Annotated in this window: 18 protein-coding genes; 14 read left to right on the top strand and 4 right to left on the bottom strand. The window is 67.3% G+C overall.

The genetic code is table 11. The features are described from left to right. Positions 1-73: 73 nt before the first annotated feature. From ACIQJ5_RS07825 to ACIQJ5_RS07800, 6 genes are read left to right on the top strand one after another with little or no spacing between them, the layout of a single operon-like run. Complete coding sequence (locus ACIQJ5_RS07825) at positions 74-1,135, top strand: LacI family DNA-binding transcriptional regulator (protein ID WP_231090153.1); 1,062 nt, start codon at positions 74-76, stop codon at positions 1,133-1,135. A gap of 43 nt (positions 1,136-1,178) precedes the next feature. After that, positions 1,179-1,562 (top strand): PadR family transcriptional regulator, encoded by a 384-nt coding sequence (locus tag ACIQJ5_RS07820; protein ID WP_231090152.1) that lies wholly within the window; start codon positions 1,179-1,181, stop codon positions 1,560-1,562. Then, entirely contained in the window at positions 1,559-2,296 is a 738-nt protein-coding gene (locus ACIQJ5_RS07815) for a hypothetical protein (protein ID WP_231090151.1), read from the top strand. The genes ACIQJ5_RS07820 and ACIQJ5_RS07815 overlap by 4 nt, the downstream gene beginning before the upstream one ends. 31 nt (positions 2,297-2,327) lie before the next feature. Further along, positions 2,328-2,684, top strand: coding sequence for a hypothetical protein (locus tag ACIQJ5_RS07810; protein WP_231090150.1), 357 nt, complete (start codon positions 2,328-2,330; stop codon positions 2,682-2,684). 5 nt (positions 2,685-2,689) lie between these two features. Continuing rightward, positions 2,690-3,217 carry an AAA family ATPase gene (locus ACIQJ5_RS07805; protein ID WP_402842604.1) on the top strand — a complete coding sequence of 176 codons (528 nt, stop codon included), beginning with the start codon at positions 2,690-2,692 and terminating at the stop codon, positions 3,215-3,217. Then, positions 3,210-3,965, top strand: a complete 756-nt coding sequence (locus ACIQJ5_RS07800) for a bifunctional 2-polyprenyl-6-hydroxyphenol methylase/3-demethylubiquinol 3-O-methyltransferase UbiG (protein WP_231090148.1) — start codon at positions 3,210-3,212, stop codon at positions 3,963-3,965. Before ACIQJ5_RS07805 ends, ACIQJ5_RS07800 begins: the two co-directional genes overlap by 8 nt. Before the next feature lie 141 nt (positions 3,966-4,106). Here the strand turns inward: ACIQJ5_RS07800 and ACIQJ5_RS07795 are convergent, their stop codons facing one another. Continuing rightward, positions 4,107-4,514 carry an arsenate reductase ArsC gene (locus ACIQJ5_RS07795; protein WP_402842600.1) on the bottom strand — a complete coding sequence of 136 codons (408 nt, stop codon included), beginning with the start codon at positions 4,512-4,514 and terminating at the stop codon, positions 4,107-4,109. A gap of 336 nt (positions 4,515-4,850) precedes the next feature. Between ACIQJ5_RS07795 and ACIQJ5_RS07790 the strand changes: the two genes are divergently transcribed. The 3 genes from ACIQJ5_RS07790 to ACIQJ5_RS07780 are packed head-to-tail and all read left to right on the top strand — an operon-like array spanning position 4,851 to position 7,061. Continuing rightward, a complete protein-coding gene (locus ACIQJ5_RS07790; protein ID WP_402842597.1) occupies positions 4,851-5,459 on the top strand; it encodes a hypothetical protein in 609 nt (202 codons plus the stop codon). A 28-nt stretch (positions 5,460-5,487) separates the two neighbouring features. Further along, on the top strand, positions 5,488-6,621 hold the full coding sequence (locus ACIQJ5_RS07785; RefSeq protein ID WP_402842595.1) for a hypothetical protein: 1,134 nt from the start codon (positions 5,488-5,490) through the stop codon (positions 6,619-6,621). After that, complete coding sequence (locus ACIQJ5_RS07780) at positions 6,618-7,061, top strand: DUF3592 domain-containing protein (RefSeq protein WP_402842593.1); 444 nt, start codon at positions 6,618-6,620, stop codon at positions 7,059-7,061. The genes ACIQJ5_RS07785 and ACIQJ5_RS07780 overlap by 4 nt, the downstream gene beginning before the upstream one ends. A 243-nt stretch (positions 7,062-7,304) precedes the next feature. Here ACIQJ5_RS07780 and ACIQJ5_RS07775 read toward each other — a convergent pair whose 3' ends face one another. Beyond that, the gene (locus ACIQJ5_RS07775; RefSeq protein ID WP_402842590.1) at positions 7,305-7,460 is read right to left on the bottom strand and encodes a hypothetical protein; all 156 of its coding nucleotides are present in this window, start codon (positions 7,458-7,460) and stop codon (positions 7,305-7,307) included. A gap of 418 nt (positions 7,461-7,878) precedes the next feature. Next, positions 7,879-8,535, bottom strand: coding sequence for a DsbA family protein (locus tag ACIQJ5_RS07770; protein WP_402842587.1), 657 nt, complete (start codon positions 8,533-8,535; stop codon positions 7,879-7,881). Between the two features lie 179 nt (positions 8,536-8,714). Here ACIQJ5_RS07770 and ACIQJ5_RS07765 point away from each other — a divergent pair, with 179 nt between their 5' ends. After that, a complete protein-coding gene (locus tag ACIQJ5_RS07765) occupies positions 8,715-10,208 on the top strand; it encodes a DUF1846 domain-containing protein (RefSeq protein ID WP_402842584.1) in 1,494 nt (497 codons plus the stop codon). A gap of 115 nt (positions 10,209-10,323) precedes the next feature. Next, complete coding sequence (locus tag ACIQJ5_RS07760; protein WP_231090141.1) at positions 10,324-10,884, top strand: HdeD family acid-resistance protein; 561 nt, start codon at positions 10,324-10,326, stop codon at positions 10,882-10,884. A 69-nt stretch (positions 10,885-10,953) separates the two neighbouring features. Here the strand turns inward: ACIQJ5_RS07760 and ACIQJ5_RS07755 are convergent, their stop codons facing one another. Further along, positions 10,954-11,718, bottom strand: a complete 765-nt coding sequence (locus ACIQJ5_RS07755) for an SDR family oxidoreductase (protein WP_402842579.1) — start codon at positions 11,716-11,718, stop codon at positions 10,954-10,956. A 122-nt stretch (positions 11,719-11,840) separates the two neighbouring features. Here ACIQJ5_RS07755 and ACIQJ5_RS07750 point away from each other — a divergent pair, with 122 nt between their 5' ends. The 3 genes from ACIQJ5_RS07750 to ACIQJ5_RS07740 all read left to right on the top strand — a co-directional run bounded on the left by ACIQJ5_RS07750 (position 11,841) and on the right by ACIQJ5_RS07740 (position 14,311). Beyond that, the gene (locus ACIQJ5_RS07750) at positions 11,841-12,311 is read left to right on the top strand and encodes an NfeD family protein (protein WP_231090139.1); all 471 of its coding nucleotides are present in this window, start codon (positions 11,841-11,843) and stop codon (positions 12,309-12,311) included. Positions 12,312-12,395: 84 nt separating this feature from the next. Then, positions 12,396-13,544: an SPFH domain-containing protein gene (locus ACIQJ5_RS07745; protein ID WP_231090138.1), complete on the top strand. Its 1,149-nt coding sequence runs from the start codon at positions 12,396-12,398 to the stop codon at positions 13,542-13,544. Continuing rightward, positions 13,541-14,311 (top strand): glycerophosphodiester phosphodiesterase family protein, encoded by a 771-nt coding sequence (locus tag ACIQJ5_RS07740; protein ID WP_402842574.1) that lies wholly within the window; start codon positions 13,541-13,543, stop codon positions 14,309-14,311. Before ACIQJ5_RS07745 ends, ACIQJ5_RS07740 begins: the two co-directional genes overlap by 4 nt. Positions 14,312-14,449: the final 138 nt, after the last annotated feature.

Here is a 14,449-nt window from a genome sequence, read left to right as displayed (position 1 = left end):
TACGGTCATGCCGTTTAGTAGGGCATGATGGGGGAGCGGTCCACGCAGCCGCAGGTTCGAGGCGGGGGAGATCATGGCAAACAACGCAGTCACCATGCGCGACGTCGCGCGCCTTGCCGGGGTGTCGGTAGCGACGGTCTCGTTCGTGATCAATGGCTCGAAGCCGGTCTCGGAAGAGACTCGTCAGCGCGTGGAGGCCGCGATGGCGCAAGCCGGATACCGCCGCAACGTGATAGCCCGTGCGCTCGCCTCGCGGCGCACCCGCGTCATCGGCCTCCTCTACCCGACGGGCGAGCGTGCCGTTCAGGGGTCCGCATTCCAGTTCTTCACGAGCGCGGCCGCGCAGGCCCAGGCGCAGGGCTACACCCTCGTGGTCTCGCCGACCGTGGGGTCGGATGCCGAGCTCGGCGAGTTGACGGGTGCGGGTCTCATCGAGGGCCTGGTCGTGATGGAGGTGTGGGCCCAGGACCCGCGTGTCGACTTCCTGCGCTCGAACGGTGTGCCGTTCGCACTGGTCGGGAGGACGGACGACGTGTCGGGCCTCGCCTACGTCGACATCGACTTCGACGCGACCGTCGCCGACGCGCTCGCCCGGCTGAGCGCACTGGGACACCGCGATGTGCTGCTGCTGGACACCGTGACGGATCCGGATGATCACGGCGGCTACGCCCCGCCGCTGCGCGTGCGGGCCGCGTTCGAGCGGACGGGGCAGGAGCTGGGCATGCGCACCGCCGCATTCGGGGCTGCGCGTACGGCTGACGCCGGGTTCGCGGCCGCGGGCCGGCTGGTGGCGCAGCATGGGGCCGTGACCGCTGTGCTGGTGCACGACGAGCTGCTCGCCGCCGGATTCGTCGCCGGTCTGCGCGCCCTCGGCGCACATGTTCCGGAGGACGTCTCCGTCGGCCTCATCGACTCCACGGTGGAGATCGCGTCGATGATTGATCCGCGGCTGGATGTCTGGGCCGTTCCCGGCGAAGAGCTGGGACGCCAGGGCGTGTCGGCGTTGATCGATGTGCTGGAGCGCGGAAGCGTCGCCCCGAGTGCACAGAACCTGGTGGCCTGTCGACATGTGGCCGGCGCATCGTTGGCGGCGCCGCGCGCCGGGATGCTGAGCCGCCCCGGGGAGTCGCACTGACCTGTAGGTTGCAATCTTGACTAGTTAGACAGACAATCTAGTCATGGTGGCACCCTCCTCGTCCGACTCCGCTCGGTCCGCGCCGTGGCCGAGCGACTGGCTCCGGGCCATGCTCGGTGCGTTCACCCTGCGCGCCCTGGAGAGCGGACCGTCGTACGGCTACGCGATCATCACGCAGCTCGAGGCGAGCGGGTTCGGGGTGGTGAAGGGCGGAACGCTGTATCCGCTGCTGAGCCGCTACGAGGCGGCGGGGCTGGTGCGAGCCGAATGGCGGCCGGGGGATGCGGGGCCAGGGAGGAAGTTCTTCGCGCTGACGGAGGAGGGCCGGTCTGAGCTCAACCGCGTCCGAACCATGTGGCTGCAGTTCGCCACGGTGAGCGCCGCCTACATGACCGAGCCGAGAGCTGACACGGGGGAAGAATCATGAGCACCACTCAGAACGACGAGACCTGGATCGAGCTGTTCATCATCGAGCTGCGGCTGCGCCGCGTGCCGGGGCGCGCGATCGGTGACGCGGTCGCCAGCGTTCGCGAACTGGTCGAGGACAGCGGGCAGTCGGCGGAAGAGGCGTTCGGGCCGGCGCGGGCCTACGCGGCATCGCTCGACATGCCGGTGGGTGGCGCGCGCGAGCAGGCCCTGCGCACCGTGCTGCTGCCCGTGGTCGGACTCTTCGCATTCATCGTGTTCTCGCTGGCCGCGAGCGCGCTGTTCGCCGGGGAGCCGATCCTGCTGTCACTGCCGCAGTTGCTGGTGCTGTGTGTCCCGCTGCTGCTGACCCTGTTGTTCGCCTTCCCGTTCTACCCGCGCGCCGTGATGCGCCAGCGCTGGCTTCCCGTCCTCCTCGTGCTCGCGGCGGGGGCGTCCGGCGCGGTCGGCGCGCTCCTGGCGCCGTCGTCGGCTGCCGATGCGTGGTTGGTGATGCCGGCGCTGCCGATTCTGCTGGTAGCGGCCGGGGTCCTCGTCGCTCTGAGTGTGGCCGGGAGCCTGGCCACCGTGCGTAGCGCAGACGCCGATGAGATCGCCGATCCTCGAAGCGGCGGGGTCAGGCCGAGCACGCAGCGCAATCGACTCGCGTTCCTTCTGCTCGTGGATTGGCTCTTCCCGCTTCTTGCCCTCCTGATGCTGAGCGTGACGTGGGCACTGCACGCTCTCGCCCGGTGACCGCGTAGCGTGGTGCCGGGAAGGAGCGTGCATGGGTAAGCGGAAGACACCGGAGCAGATCGCGGACGAACAGCGGCGCCATGCGCTCGCCAGCGGCGCACACACGGCAGAGGAATTCGAGGTCCTCCTCACCGACCCCAATCAGTCGATCCGAGCGGTGGCCGCCGCGAATCCGGATGCGGATGACGATGTCCTTGCCCGTTTCGCGCGGGATCGGTTCTGGGGCGTGCGTATCGAGGTGGCCGCGCACCCGGGTGCATCACGCAAGACGCTCCTGAGCCTGCTGGAAGCCGATCCCCGCAAGCGCGGCGTCGTCCATCACGCTGCACGCGAGCGCCTCGAGTCGGAGGGCGTCGTCTTCGACGATTCCGGGCTTCCCCTGCCATGACGGGCGTGGCGAACGATCCGAGGCCCACGGCCGACGCGCCGCGCGGCGCCCGCATCCTGGTCACCGGCATGTCCGGCACCGGCAAGAGCACTCTCCTCGCCGCGTTGGCCGCTCGCGGACACCGCACGGTGGATACGGACTACGACGGGTGGACGCTCGCCGACGGCACGTGGGACGAAGCCCGCATGGACCGACTCCTCGACACCGACGGCGCTCTCGTGGTGTCCGGAACCGTCGAGAATCAGGGCCGCTTCGCTGATCGATTCGAGCAGATCGTGCTGCTCAGCGCTCCGGTCGAAGTCCTGATCCATCGAGTGGCGCATCGGACGACCAATCCGTACGGGCGATCCGCCGAGGATCAGGCGCTCATCCGCCGGCATGTCGCGGAGGTCGAGCCGCTGCTGCGTGCTCGCGCCGATCGTGAGCTCGATGCGCGACGTCCCGTGGGAGAGCTCGTGTCGGAGATGGACGCCCTATTGCACGATCTTGCTGCCCGTTGCGGGCGCAAGAAGGACGGGGCAGATCATGACTGATCCGTTCAGCGAGAAGCTGCAGGCGTGGCAGCAGTACACGCGCACGCCGTGGGCGCGGATCCGCTACGCGGTCGTGGCCGAGATCCTCCGGCGGGAGGCGAGCACGCTCGGCGCGGGCCTGCGAGTCCTCGACGTTGGTGGGGGCGACGGAATGGACGCGCTGCCGCTCGCACGCGCGGGACACGACGTGACGATCGTCGATCCGTCCGAGTCCTGGCTCGCCGAGGCGCAACGGCGCGCTCGCGCGGAGGCCACCACCATTTCGACCATCCGCGGCGGACTGGACGACCTACCGGAGGGGGAGTGGGACCTCGTGCTCTGCCACTTCGTGCTGCGATACCGGCCCGCCGATGGTGGTGACATCCCCGCGTTGGCCCGACGAGTCCGTCGTGGCGGACGCCTGTCGGTGATGGACGTGAATCCGGCGGGCCGCGTGCTGCGAACGGTGGTGAGCGACGGTCCGGCAGCCGCGATGGCCGAGCTTCAGGCCGATACCCTCGCGGTGCACACCTTCAACACGGAGGTCCGGAAGGTCGAGGCGGATCGCATCAGCGATGAAGCGCGCGCGGCCGGGCTCGTGCAGGTGGGGCACTACGGCAACCGCATCGCCAACGACCTTCTGGTCGACGACCTCCCGAAGCACGACGAGTCTTACTTCGACGACCTCCTCGCCCTCGAACTCGAACTGAGCGGGCGCGAGCCGTTCAATCGCATCGGCTTCGCCTGGCAGCTCGTCTTCGCCCGCTGACAGCGCCGCATCCCGTGCTGCGGTAGCGGCGGAGTCAGTGTCGCGATCCGCTCATTCGCTGCTGCACGCCGCGGCTGAGATCCGCGAGATGGTGCGGATTTGCTCAGGTCGAAACGGCAAACGAACGTCGGGCGCAGGACACTAGGCGCTGGTGAGTTCGCTCAGGAGGGCGACGACGCGCGCGCGGATGTCGTCGCGGATCGCGCGGACGGCCTCGATGCCCTGCCCGGCTGGATCATCCAGTTCCCAGTCCTCGTAGCGCTTTCCAGGGAAGATGGGGCAGGCGTCGCCGCACCCCATGGTGATCACGACATCCGCCTGCTGCACGGCGTCGACGGTGAGCAGTTTGGGGGCACCGGTCGTGATGTCGATGCCGACTTCCGCCATGGCGACCACGGCGACCGGGTTGATGCTGTCCTTCGGCTTGGAGCCTGCCGAGCGGACGTCGACGCGGCCGGCCGCCACATGCTGCAGGTAGCCCGCGGCCATCTGCGAACGTCCCGCGTTGTGGACGCAGACGAACAACACGGTGGGGATGGGGGCGGTCATGCCACCATTCTCCGACAGTGTTGCCCCGCGCCCGAGCACGCAGCCGGGAAAGCGAAAGCGCGAACTGATTCGCCCCGGGTGAGGGGGATCCCGAGTGAGCGTCGGATCGACGCGCTGCAAGGTCTCGTGCTGGAAGTGATGCGATCGTCGACGGTCACGGGGGAGTGGCACAGCGGGCAGCACGACGCGTACGACACGGTTGATCCCGCGCCGCGTCCGTGACACCCCGGCGCAGGGCCCCGGCTTCCCGGAGGAGTTCGGGCTTGCCCGTAGGATCGGACGGTGAGAACTCGTGGGACCTCTCGATTAGCCGCCCTGGTCGGCGGAGGCCTTCTCGTGACCACGATGATGCTGAGCTTGACCGGCTGCATCGGCTGGAGCGTTTCGACGGTCGGCCCGACGGGAGCAGTGGAAGGAGCCGCCGGCAACTCTTCGCTGAGCGACGCCGGGGCGGAACAGATCCGGAGGGCCGGGAGCGCGAGCTTCGACTGGAGCAGTGGCCGGCTCCTCCTGCAGGATGTCGGACTGACCGGCGCCGGCGATTTCGCGAACGGCGTGAGCGCGAGCGATCCCGCCCATCCGATCGCGGTCACGATCCACGCACCCAGCGGCACCATCGAGGTGCCGAGCGACCGCATCCTGCCGTATGTCGCCGAGGGCTCCGAGGAGATCGATGAGCTGTGGCTGACGGTGAGCGCCTCGGACGACGAGCAGTTCCTCTCATTCGTGCGCGAACACGCATCGACCGCGGGCATCGAGAGCGAAGGTCTCACCGAATGGGTCGCAGCGTACGCGGCTGATCCGGCATCGACCTGCACCTCCCTCGGCTACAACACCCCCGTGGGCACTGCCACCGGTCTCGACCTCTGGCTCGAGATGTCGTGCACCTGGGACCAGGACCCGCGACGCTACGTGGCTGTGCACATCACGCCCCCGCAACTCTGAGGCGGTTCGGGTGGGGGAGAATCGACAGATGCCAGGTTCACCGAAGTACTCCGGTCTCGGCTACTGGATCACGCAATTCGCGTTCTCCGCGGTGCTCGCGATCCTCGGTCTCGCGGGCGGGATCTACATCCTGATCGACAGCGGGAACCCGGACTCGACCAGTTCGACCGGTGCCGGTGAGGGTGCGATCGTTCTGCTGGTGGGAGTCGTCTTCCTGCTCCTGCTGATCTGGCTGGTGGTGAGTTTCGTCGCGCAATCCCGCCAGCAGCGGGCCGTGTACGCCTGGGCGATCATGCAGGACTACGTGTCCCGCAACCCCGGCGCCCGGCCCGTGCGTCCCGGCCGCGCGGTCCGGGGCGACATCGCCTCGATGACGACCGCCGCCCGTGCCCGCGACGGCATGCTCAGTTACGAGGAAGTGCTGCGCCTGCAGGCGCTTCGGCCCGATGTCCCGTATCCGGGCGATCTTGAGGCGCTCCAACAGGCGTCCGCTGCGACACCGGGAACCACCCTCGACCCGCAGGAACGTGAGCGACGGCGTGCAGCGTGGGCCGCAGACGACGCCGCGGCGCGCGCACGGCTCGAGGCCGCGGGGCTCGGACAGCCGGGTCCCGTACGGACCATTCGCATCGTCACGCGGGTCGTCGGCTGGGCAGCCGTGGCCGTGTTCCTCCTCTCCGCCTGGCTGCAGAGCCCGGCCCCGGTGATGACGACGTACCTGGCGCTCATCGGGCTGTGGGTGGCGCTGCGCCTCGTCACCGGGATCCTTCAGGACCGGCGAACCCGGCGGGGACGAACTCTCGCGCACGCGTGGCTCACCGAGGCCGGCGCATCCCACCGCGGCTTGCCGACGCCGTTCATCGAGTTCTTCTCGGTGTCGCTCGGTGCGTGGTGGATGCGCTTGCTGACACCCATGATGTTGCTCGGCGTGTTCTTCATCATCGGGGGAGCCGCGAGCATCGGGCGCGCGGGCGACAGCGTGGAGCGTGATGTCTTCGTTGGCATGGCGTGCGTTGCAGCGCTGCTCTTTTTCGCCAGCATCGCGCTGCGAATCGTCGCTGCTCGGCGGTCCGCCGCCGACCGGACTCTCCTTGGCGCGCTGCGACGGGGGAGAGGGGCGGCGGCTCCGGGGGATGGACGGGGAGGAGTGACGAAACGATGACCGTACAGACCGTGGTGTGGGGTTGCTGGGCGGCGTTCGTGCTGATCATGGTGACGGTGACCGCATTCGGGTTCCGGTCGTACCGCCGCCGGGCCCGAGCCATGCGCACCTGGCCCCAGGTCACGGCCGTCGTCGTGGGTCATCGGGAGGTCGCGGACGCCTTCCCATCCGGTGACGCGGGTCAAGGCCAGATCTCCTCGGCCCTCAGCAGCTACCGGTACACCGGACCCGACGGCCAGATCTATGAGGGGAAGACCTCCCAACCACGGCTCAACCCACCGTCGATCGGCCAGCAGATCGTCGTGTGCGTGAATCCGGAGCGACCCGCGCAGTCATACCCGGTGGAACCCACGAACCCGTTCGTGCTCGGTTGTGCGCTCACCCTCGTCGGCGTGCTCTGCGTGGCGTCGTTCTTCTTCGTGAGGCTTCTGACCGGATAGCTAGCTCTCGATCCGCCGGGACGGCGAGTCGTGGAGGCCGAGGTCGGAGAGGATCGCTGACACGAGATCCGACGTGGAGGCGTCTCTGCCGACGCGCGTTTCGTCGTACCAGGGGAGGGGCTGCCACCCGTCGTACCACTCCCGGATCTTCTCCTCGCCGAATTTCTGCGACAGCGGTCGTGCAGCGTGACGCCGTATGGTTTCCTCCAGTCCCACGTCGAACTGGTAGATCCGGGTCCGTCCTCAATGGTCCTGGAACAGACGCTCGAACAGCGTCGAGTAGTCTCGCAGAGGGAAGATTCCATCCAGGATCACGTCGTGTCCGAGACTCAGCGCTCGTCGAGCGGCGCCGACGATGAGAATACTGGCGTCCCGGGATCGCTGCAGCCTGTCGTCCATTGCTCAGGAGCTCACGGCGAAAGTAGTCCTGGTGGATAAGAGCGACCTTCGAGCTCAGTCGTCCGCGCAGCGCCAACGCTGTTGTTGTCTTTCCCGACGCGGCATCTCCCCGGAGAATGACCAGCCGAGTGGATGGGGTTCCGACAGAGGTCACGCCCACATCCTCACACGGGGAGGGGCGATCGCGGCCCGCGGCGACGAAACGAGACCCGCGGCCATGATGCGAACTGACATAATGTGCATTATCGGTCATTCTGATCTCAGTGGTCAGGATCCACGTAAGCTCGTGTTTCGCTGACGAACAGCCCTGAGCCTGGCATCGAGGGTGAATGACGGCACCCGCCGGCGGTACGAATCGCTGTATCGCCGTGCCGTGGTGCCGCGCCAGCAATCGGCTCACGCACGTGCGCGAAGCGATTCAGCGTGTGAGTGCGGCGTCGATCGCATCCGTCAGATCGCTGAGCTTCGTGAGTTCCAGCGGCTTGCCGTCGAGGACGAAGGTCGGCGTTCCGCGAACGCCCGCCAGCTTGCCGTCGTTCACGTCCTCTTCGATGCGCGAGCGAGTCGCCGGGTCGCTGATCGCAGCGTCGTATGCAGCGAGGTCGAGACCGAGCTCTTCGGCGTAGCCGCGGAACGTGTCCGCGGCAGATACCTGCTGCTCACCCCAGGCCGCCTGCGTGTCGAACATCATGTCGTGCATCTCGAGGAACTTGTCCTGACGGGCCGCGGCTTCCACGGCAAGTGCCGCGTTCATCGAATTGAAATGACCGGCCAGCGGGAAGTACCGCACGACGTAGTTGATGCGGCCGTCATAGTGCTCGCGCAGCTCCGTGACCACCGGATGGAAGGCCGCGCAGGCCTCGCACTCGAAGTCCAGGTATTCCACCAGCGTCGGAGCGTCCTCCCCCACCCGATCGATCACGTGCGAGTTCGCACGTGTGCCCGGCAGCGCGCCGCTCGTCTCCGCCGACGTGGGTGCAGTCGGTCGATTCAGCAGCACGATGAACACGGCGGCGACGACGAGCACGACGACAACGCCGACGGAGATGAGGGCTGCCTTGACGGATGTCTTCATGGGGTCGGCTCCTGGGGGTCGACGACGGGACAGGATCATCGGCGATCCGATGTGACCGACCCTACGAGTCGTCTCTGAGCAACCGCCCACACGAACCGCCAGATGCAGCGGTGGGGTGTCTCAGAGGCTTCGGACCAGGCGCCGGATAGGCTTCTCGCTGGCGATTAAGGAGACCACGAGTGCCACAGACCATCGGATTCGACCGCGACGAGTACCTGCGGATGCAGTCGGAGCACATCAACGCCCGACGCGCCCAGTTCGGCGGAAAGCTCTACCTCGAATTCGGCGGCAAGCTGTTCGATGACTTCCACGCCTCTCGTGTGCTGCCCGGGTTCACGCCGGACAACAAGATCGAGATGCTCATGACGATCGCCGACGAGGTCGAGATCGTGATCGCGGTCTCCGCGAAGGATCTCGCCTCCAGCAAGGTGCGCGCGGATCTCGGCATCTCGTACGAGGCCGATGTGCTCCGGCTGATCGACGAGTTCCGTGCGAAAGGTCTCTTCGTCGGCAGCGTGGTCATCACCCAGATCGGGGATGGAGACCGCGCGTCCAGCGCGTTTAAGCGCAAGCTCGAGCGACTGGGCCTGAAGGTCTACCGCCACCACCTCATCAAGGGCTATCCGAACGATGTCCGCATGATCCTCAGCGAGCAGGGCTTCGGGAGAAACGACTACATCGAGACGTCGCGCGACGTCGTGGTGGTCACCGGCCCCGGGCCCGGCTCCGGGAAGATGGCGACCTGCCTCTCGCAGATGTTTCATGACCACGCCCGCGGCGTCAATTCGGGATACGCGAAATACGAGACGTTCCCGATCTGGAGTCTTCCGCTGAACCATCCGGTCAACATCGCCTATGAGGCGGCGACGGCGGATCTTGACGATGTGAACATGATCGACCCGTTCCACCTCGCGGCGTACGGCGAGCAGGCCGTGAACTACAACCGTGACGTCGAGGTGTTCCCGGTTCTGAACCGTCTGTTCGAAGAGCTCACCGGCTCCTCGCCGTACCGCTCCCCCACCGATATGGGCGTGAACATGGCGGGGCACTGCATCAGCGACGACGAGGTGTGCCGCGAAGCCAGCCGACAGGAGGTGCTCCGTCGCCATTTCAAGGCACTCGTCACCGAGCGCCGCGAGGGGCTGGACCCCGATGCATCGGATCGGATCGCGCTGCTCATGGGGCAGCTGGGTATCTCCCAGACGGATCGGCCGGTGGTGCAGCCCACACGCGATCTCGCCAAGAGTTCACGCGGCCCGGCCGCAGCGATCGAGCTCCCGGACGGCACGATCGTGACCGGTCGCACCTCTCCCCTGCTCGGCGCGAGCTCCGCCGTGTTGCTGAACGCGCTCAAGGTGCTCGCCGATCTGGACGACGAGGAGGCCCTCCTCGCCCCGGAGACCATCGAGCCCATCCAGGCCCTCAAGACCCGTCATCTCGGCAGCCGGAACCCGCGTCTGCACACGGACGAGGTGCTGATCGCACTCGCGGTGGGAGCGACGACGAATCCGGCGGCGCGCGCGGCGCTGGACCAGCTCTCGCGGTTGCGGGGCTGCGAAGCACACACCTCGGTGATTCTGGGTTCGGTGGACGAGGGCATCTTCCGCAGCCTCGGCGTGAATGTGACAAGCGAGCCGGAGTATCAGACGCAGAACCTCTACCGGAAGCGCTGACCGGCCGACCGGCTCGCGCAGCCGGTTCGCACAAGCCCGAACAAACACGGCGCGGGCCGTGCCTGAGTTTCCGCTGAGAGTGTAACGTTCGTCCTACTCCCGGAAAGGACGCAACATGTCTGACAACACTCTCTCCGACCGCGTGCAGTCGACAGCCAAGCGGGTCCGCCTGTGGCTGGGTATCGGCGGCGCTCTGGCTCTGATCACGGGCATCATCATGCTCGTCTGGCCTGGAAGTGCCGTCGTCGCGGTGACGATGGTGCTCGCCTTCTACACGCTGCTCACCGGCATCGTGTACGCCGTGATCGGCTTCACGGCGCCCCTCGCGGGCGTGTGGTCCCGCATCGGACACGTTCTGGTGGGCGTGCTCTTCATCGTGGCCGCCATCGTGGCGTTCGCGAACCCGTCGACGACATCCGTGATCGTCGGCGTCATGGTGGTGACCTTCATCGCTATCGCGTGGATCTTCGAAGGTGCAGCAGCGCTCGCGTCTCTGAACCTGTCGCCCTCGAAGGGGTGGACAGTGTTCTACGCGATCGTGTCGATCCTCGGTGGTATCGCCCTGCTGTTCTCCCCGCTGATCGGCCTCCAGGTGATCGTGCTGTGGATCGCGATCACCCTGATCGTCATGGGCATCGTGCAGATCGTTCGGGCCTTCACCCTCGGTCGCGGCTGATCGCGCCGACGAAGAAGGCGCTGTCACCATACGGTGACAGCGCCTTCTTCGTGCCGGTGCCGGTGCCGGTTACTCCGCGACGAAGCCGCTGACGTCGCCCGTCAGGCGCGTGTGGTCCGCCGGAACGGGCTCGACGGCCGCGCGAGCGACCTCCGCCGCGAACTCGGCGACGTTGAGCAGCTTGCCTGCGGACTCGCGCCGTGCCTCGATGGCCCCGGGGTTCGCACGCTCCAGGAGGGTCGCGGTGATGGTGCCCTCGATCATGTCGCCGGAGACCACGACGAACTCGAAGCCGCGCTCCTCGATGGCCGGGATGAGCTCGCGCAGCGCGTCTTCACCTGCGCGCTTGGACAGCGCCACGCCCTCGTACTCGGGCATCGTGGGCGTCGTGCGGATGAAGTGCGCCTGGTGGCTGGTGACGAAGACGATGCGTGCGCCGGGGTTCAGAACATCCAGCGCCGCCGTCAGAGCATTGACCTGGGCGTCACGGTTGAGCTTCAGGGCGTAGTCCTCGGCCATGCCGCCCTCCATGCCGCCGGACGCGTTGAGCACGAGGATGTCGATCCCCCCGAACACGTCCTTTGCTGCACCGAGCATGTCCGCGACGGCAGCGTCGTCGGTGAGGTCTGCTCCGGCCACGAGCGTGCCGACGCCGAGCTCCGCCAGCTCGTTCGCGAGCTTCTGAGCGCGCGGGGCCTTGTTGCGGTAGTTGATGACGACGTTCGCGCCGGCCTCCGCGAAGTAGCGCACGGTGTCCGCTCCGATGCCACGGGACGAGCCGGTGACCAGGGCGGTCTTCCCATCGAGAGAGCCGGGGGCGAGGATCTGGGACACGAGTACTCCTTGGACGTGTGCGGGTGCGCGATCGCGCGTGAACACCACGCTATCAAGAGGCTGCTGCACCCTCGGGGACCGCGGCCATCTGATAGTTTCCTGTAGGAGAGGGGGTTCTCCCAATGGACATCACCACACTGCTCCAGTTCGCCTGGGTCGCCTGGCTCGTGCTCATCGTTCTCTTCCTCGTCATCGAGATGTTCACGCTCGAGTTCACGTTCCTCATGCTGGGCATCGCCAGCCTGCTCGGGCTCGTCACGGCCCTGTTCGGCGGACCGCTGTGGCTGCAGCTCGTGCTCGCCGCCGTCGCCGGCCTGCTGCTGATCCTGCTGCTCAAGCCGCCGCTGCTGCGACGCCTGCGACGCGGTGCGGACGAGGCGAAGAGCAATGTCGATGCGCTCATCGGCATGGCAGGCATCGTCGTGCAGACGACGACGGCTACCGAGGGGCGCGTGAAGCTCAGCAACGGTGACGTCTGGACCGCTCGCACCCACGGGTTGCCCCTTGCGCCCGAGACACCGGTGACGGTGACCGTCATCCGCGGCGCACTCGCCGAAGTGGTGCCGGCACGCGTCGAGGGCACGTACGCCTGACGCGCCGATTACTCGAAAACACGCCCCCGAACAGGTCTCGTCGCGTCTGACGAGGCAGAACCCCGAGGAAAGGAGGGCGCACTCATGAACGACATCTCCGTCGGTACGGTCGTCGGCATCATCGTCGGCATCGTGCTCGTCATCGTGGTCATCGTGATCATCGCCCGATCCATCCGGATCATCCCGCAGGCCACCGCCGGCATCGTGGAGCGCCTGGGGCGCTACCACAAGACGCTCAGTCCCGGTCTGAACGTGCTCGTGCCGTTCATCGACCGTCTCCGCCCGCTCATCGACGTCCGTGAGCAGGTCGTCTCGTTCCCGCCGCAGCCGGTAATCACCGAGGACAACCTGGTCGTCTCCATCGACACGGTGGTCTACTTCCAGGTCACCGACGCGCGCGCCGCCACCTATGAGATCGCGAACTACCTGGGCGCTGTCGAACAGCTCACCACCACGACGCTGCGTAACGTCGTCGGTGGCCTCAACCTCGAAGAAGCGCTCACCAGCCGCGATCAGATCAACGACCAGCTGCGTGCCGTCCTCGACGAGGCGACGGGCAAGTGGGGTATCCGCGTGTCCCGTGTCGAGCTGAAGGCCATCGACCCGCCCGTCTCGATCCAGGACTCCATGGAGAAGCAGATGCGTGCCGAGCGTGATCGCCGCGCCGCCATCCTCACCGCAGAGGGAACGAAGCAGTCGGCCATCCTCGAAGCGGAGGGCTCTCGCCAGGCGGAGATCTTGCGCGCAGAGGGTGACAAGCAGGCTGCGGTGCTCCGGGCACAGGGTGAAGCAGAAGCTATCGAGACCGTGTTCAACGCGATCCACGAGGGTCAGCCGGACGACAAGCTCCTGGCGTACCAGTACCTGCAGACCCTCCCGAAGATCTCCGAGGGCTCGGCCAACAAGCTCTGGATCATCCCGAGCGAGCTCACCGAGGCGGTCAAGGGCATCGCCACGGGGTTCACGGGCGGCGCCTCTCCGTCTTCGTGGACTCCCCCGAAGCCCAAGCCGAAGCCGACGGCTCCGGGATCGGCACAGGCTGCCCCCGCTACGCGCGCTGAGGCGGCCGCGCAGGCGGCTGCGGACACTCCGGTTGTGCCTCCGTCGGCCCTCCCGCCGTCGGAAGCGGTCGTCGACGGTGTCGTGCAGGATCCGGTGATCCCCGAGCCCGAGGTCATCCCGCCCGTGGATGAGCCGCCCGCGATCGACTTCGGTCAGAACCCGCCGGCATGACCCATCCGTATCTGCAGTTCGCGCCTCAGCCGCGCGTTCTCGCCCACCGAGGCCTCGTCACACCAGACGAGGCCTCGGCCGGTGTTGCGGAGAACACGCTGGCCGCGGTCGCGGGCGCCCAGGCCGCCGGAGCGCACTACGTCGAGCTGGACTGCCACCTCACCGCGGACGGGGAGGTGGTGATCTTCCACGATCAGAAGCTCACCCGGGTGACCGGCGACGATCGTCGGGTGCGCGATGTGACGCGGGCGGAGCTCAGCGCCATCATGGCCGACCGCGGTGGCCTGATCACCCTTCGCGATCTGCTGGAGACCTTCCCGGAACTGCGATTCAACGTCGACGTGAAAGTTCCGGAAGCCGCGGAGCCAGCCGGACGCATCATCGCTGCGCACGCGGACCGCGTGCTGCTGACCAGCTTCGACGACGCGGCGCGACTGCGGGCGCTGGCCGCCTGTCGTAGCGTCGGCGGCTCCCCCGCCACCTCGCCGGGACGATCGATCATGATCCAGCTGGTGCTCGCCCTCGCCCTGCGCCAGGGCGCACGGGTGCGGCGGATTCTCGCACCGCTGGATGCTCTCCAGATCCCGGTGCGGATGAGCGGCGTCGCGGTGTTCACGCCCCGGCTGCTGCGCGCCGCGCATGATGCTGGTGTCGAGGTGCACATCTGGACGATCAACGACGTCACCGAGATGCGCCGTCTCATCGCCTCCGGCGCTGACGGCATCGTCACGGACCGCGCCGACCTGGCGCTGCGCGCTCTCGGCTGAGATCCGGTCATTTGAGCGCTTATACCCCGAACATCCTTCGCTGGAGCTGTACGTAGGCTGGGAGTTCTGCGGTGGTTCCTCCCCTTCCGACCATCCGCCCAGGCTGAAGGGCTATACCTGAGTGTCGAGGAGAGGATT

This window comes from Microbacterium sp. GXS0129 (assembly GCF_044769785.1).
In the GTDB taxonomy this organism is placed as follows: Bacteria; Actinomycetota; Actinomycetes; order Actinomycetales; family Microbacteriaceae; genus Microbacterium; species Microbacterium nymphoidis.
This window is presented reverse-complemented; position numbering and strand designations above follow the sequence as displayed.

What these genes read in the sequence shown, in the direction of transcription:
- ACIQJ5_RS07760 (WP_231090141.1), top strand. Translation starts at nt 10,324, where the DNA reads ATGTCTGACAACACTCTCTCCGACCGCGTGCAGTCGACAGCCAAGCGG.
- ACIQJ5_RS07795 (WP_402842600.1), bottom strand. Translation starts at nt 4,514, where the DNA reads ATGACCGCCCCCATCCCCACCGTGTTGTTCGTCTGCGTCCACAACGCG.
- ACIQJ5_RS07785 (WP_402842595.1), top strand. Translation starts at nt 5,488, where the DNA reads ATGCCAGGTTCACCGAAGTACTCCGGTCTCGGCTACTGGATCACGCAA.
- ACIQJ5_RS07745 (WP_231090138.1), top strand. Translation starts at nt 12,396, where the DNA reads ATGAACGACATCTCCGTCGGTACGGTCGTCGGCATCATCGTCGGCATC.
- ACIQJ5_RS07800 (WP_231090148.1), top strand. Translation starts at nt 3,210, where the DNA reads ATGACTGATCCGTTCAGCGAGAAGCTGCAGGCGTGGCAGCAGTACACG.
- ACIQJ5_RS07810 (WP_231090150.1), top strand. Translation starts at nt 2,328, where the DNA reads ATGGGTAAGCGGAAGACACCGGAGCAGATCGCGGACGAACAGCGGCGC.
- ACIQJ5_RS07780 (WP_402842593.1), top strand. Translation starts at nt 6,618, where the DNA reads ATGACCGTACAGACCGTGGTGTGGGGTTGCTGGGCGGCGTTCGTGCTG.
- ACIQJ5_RS07740 (WP_402842574.1), top strand. Translation starts at nt 13,541, where the DNA reads ATGACCCATCCGTATCTGCAGTTCGCGCCTCAGCCGCGCGTTCTCGCC.
- ACIQJ5_RS07775 (WP_402842590.1), bottom strand. Translation starts at nt 7,460, where the DNA reads ATGGACGACAGGCTGCAGCGATCCCGGGACGCCAGTATTCTCATCGTC.
- ACIQJ5_RS07770 (WP_402842587.1), bottom strand. Translation starts at nt 8,535, where the DNA reads ATGAAGACATCCGTCAAGGCAGCCCTCATCTCCGTCGGCGTTGTCGTC.
- ACIQJ5_RS07825 (WP_231090153.1), top strand. Translation starts at nt 74, where the DNA reads ATGGCAAACAACGCAGTCACCATGCGCGACGTCGCGCGCCTTGCCGGG.
- ACIQJ5_RS07750 (WP_231090139.1), top strand. Translation starts at nt 11,841, where the DNA reads ATGGACATCACCACACTGCTCCAGTTCGCCTGGGTCGCCTGGCTCGTG.
- ACIQJ5_RS07815 (WP_231090151.1), top strand. Translation starts at nt 1,559, where the DNA reads ATGAGCACCACTCAGAACGACGAGACCTGGATCGAGCTGTTCATCATC.
- ACIQJ5_RS07820 (WP_231090152.1), top strand. Translation starts at nt 1,179, where the DNA reads ATGGTGGCACCCTCCTCGTCCGACTCCGCTCGGTCCGCGCCGTGGCCG.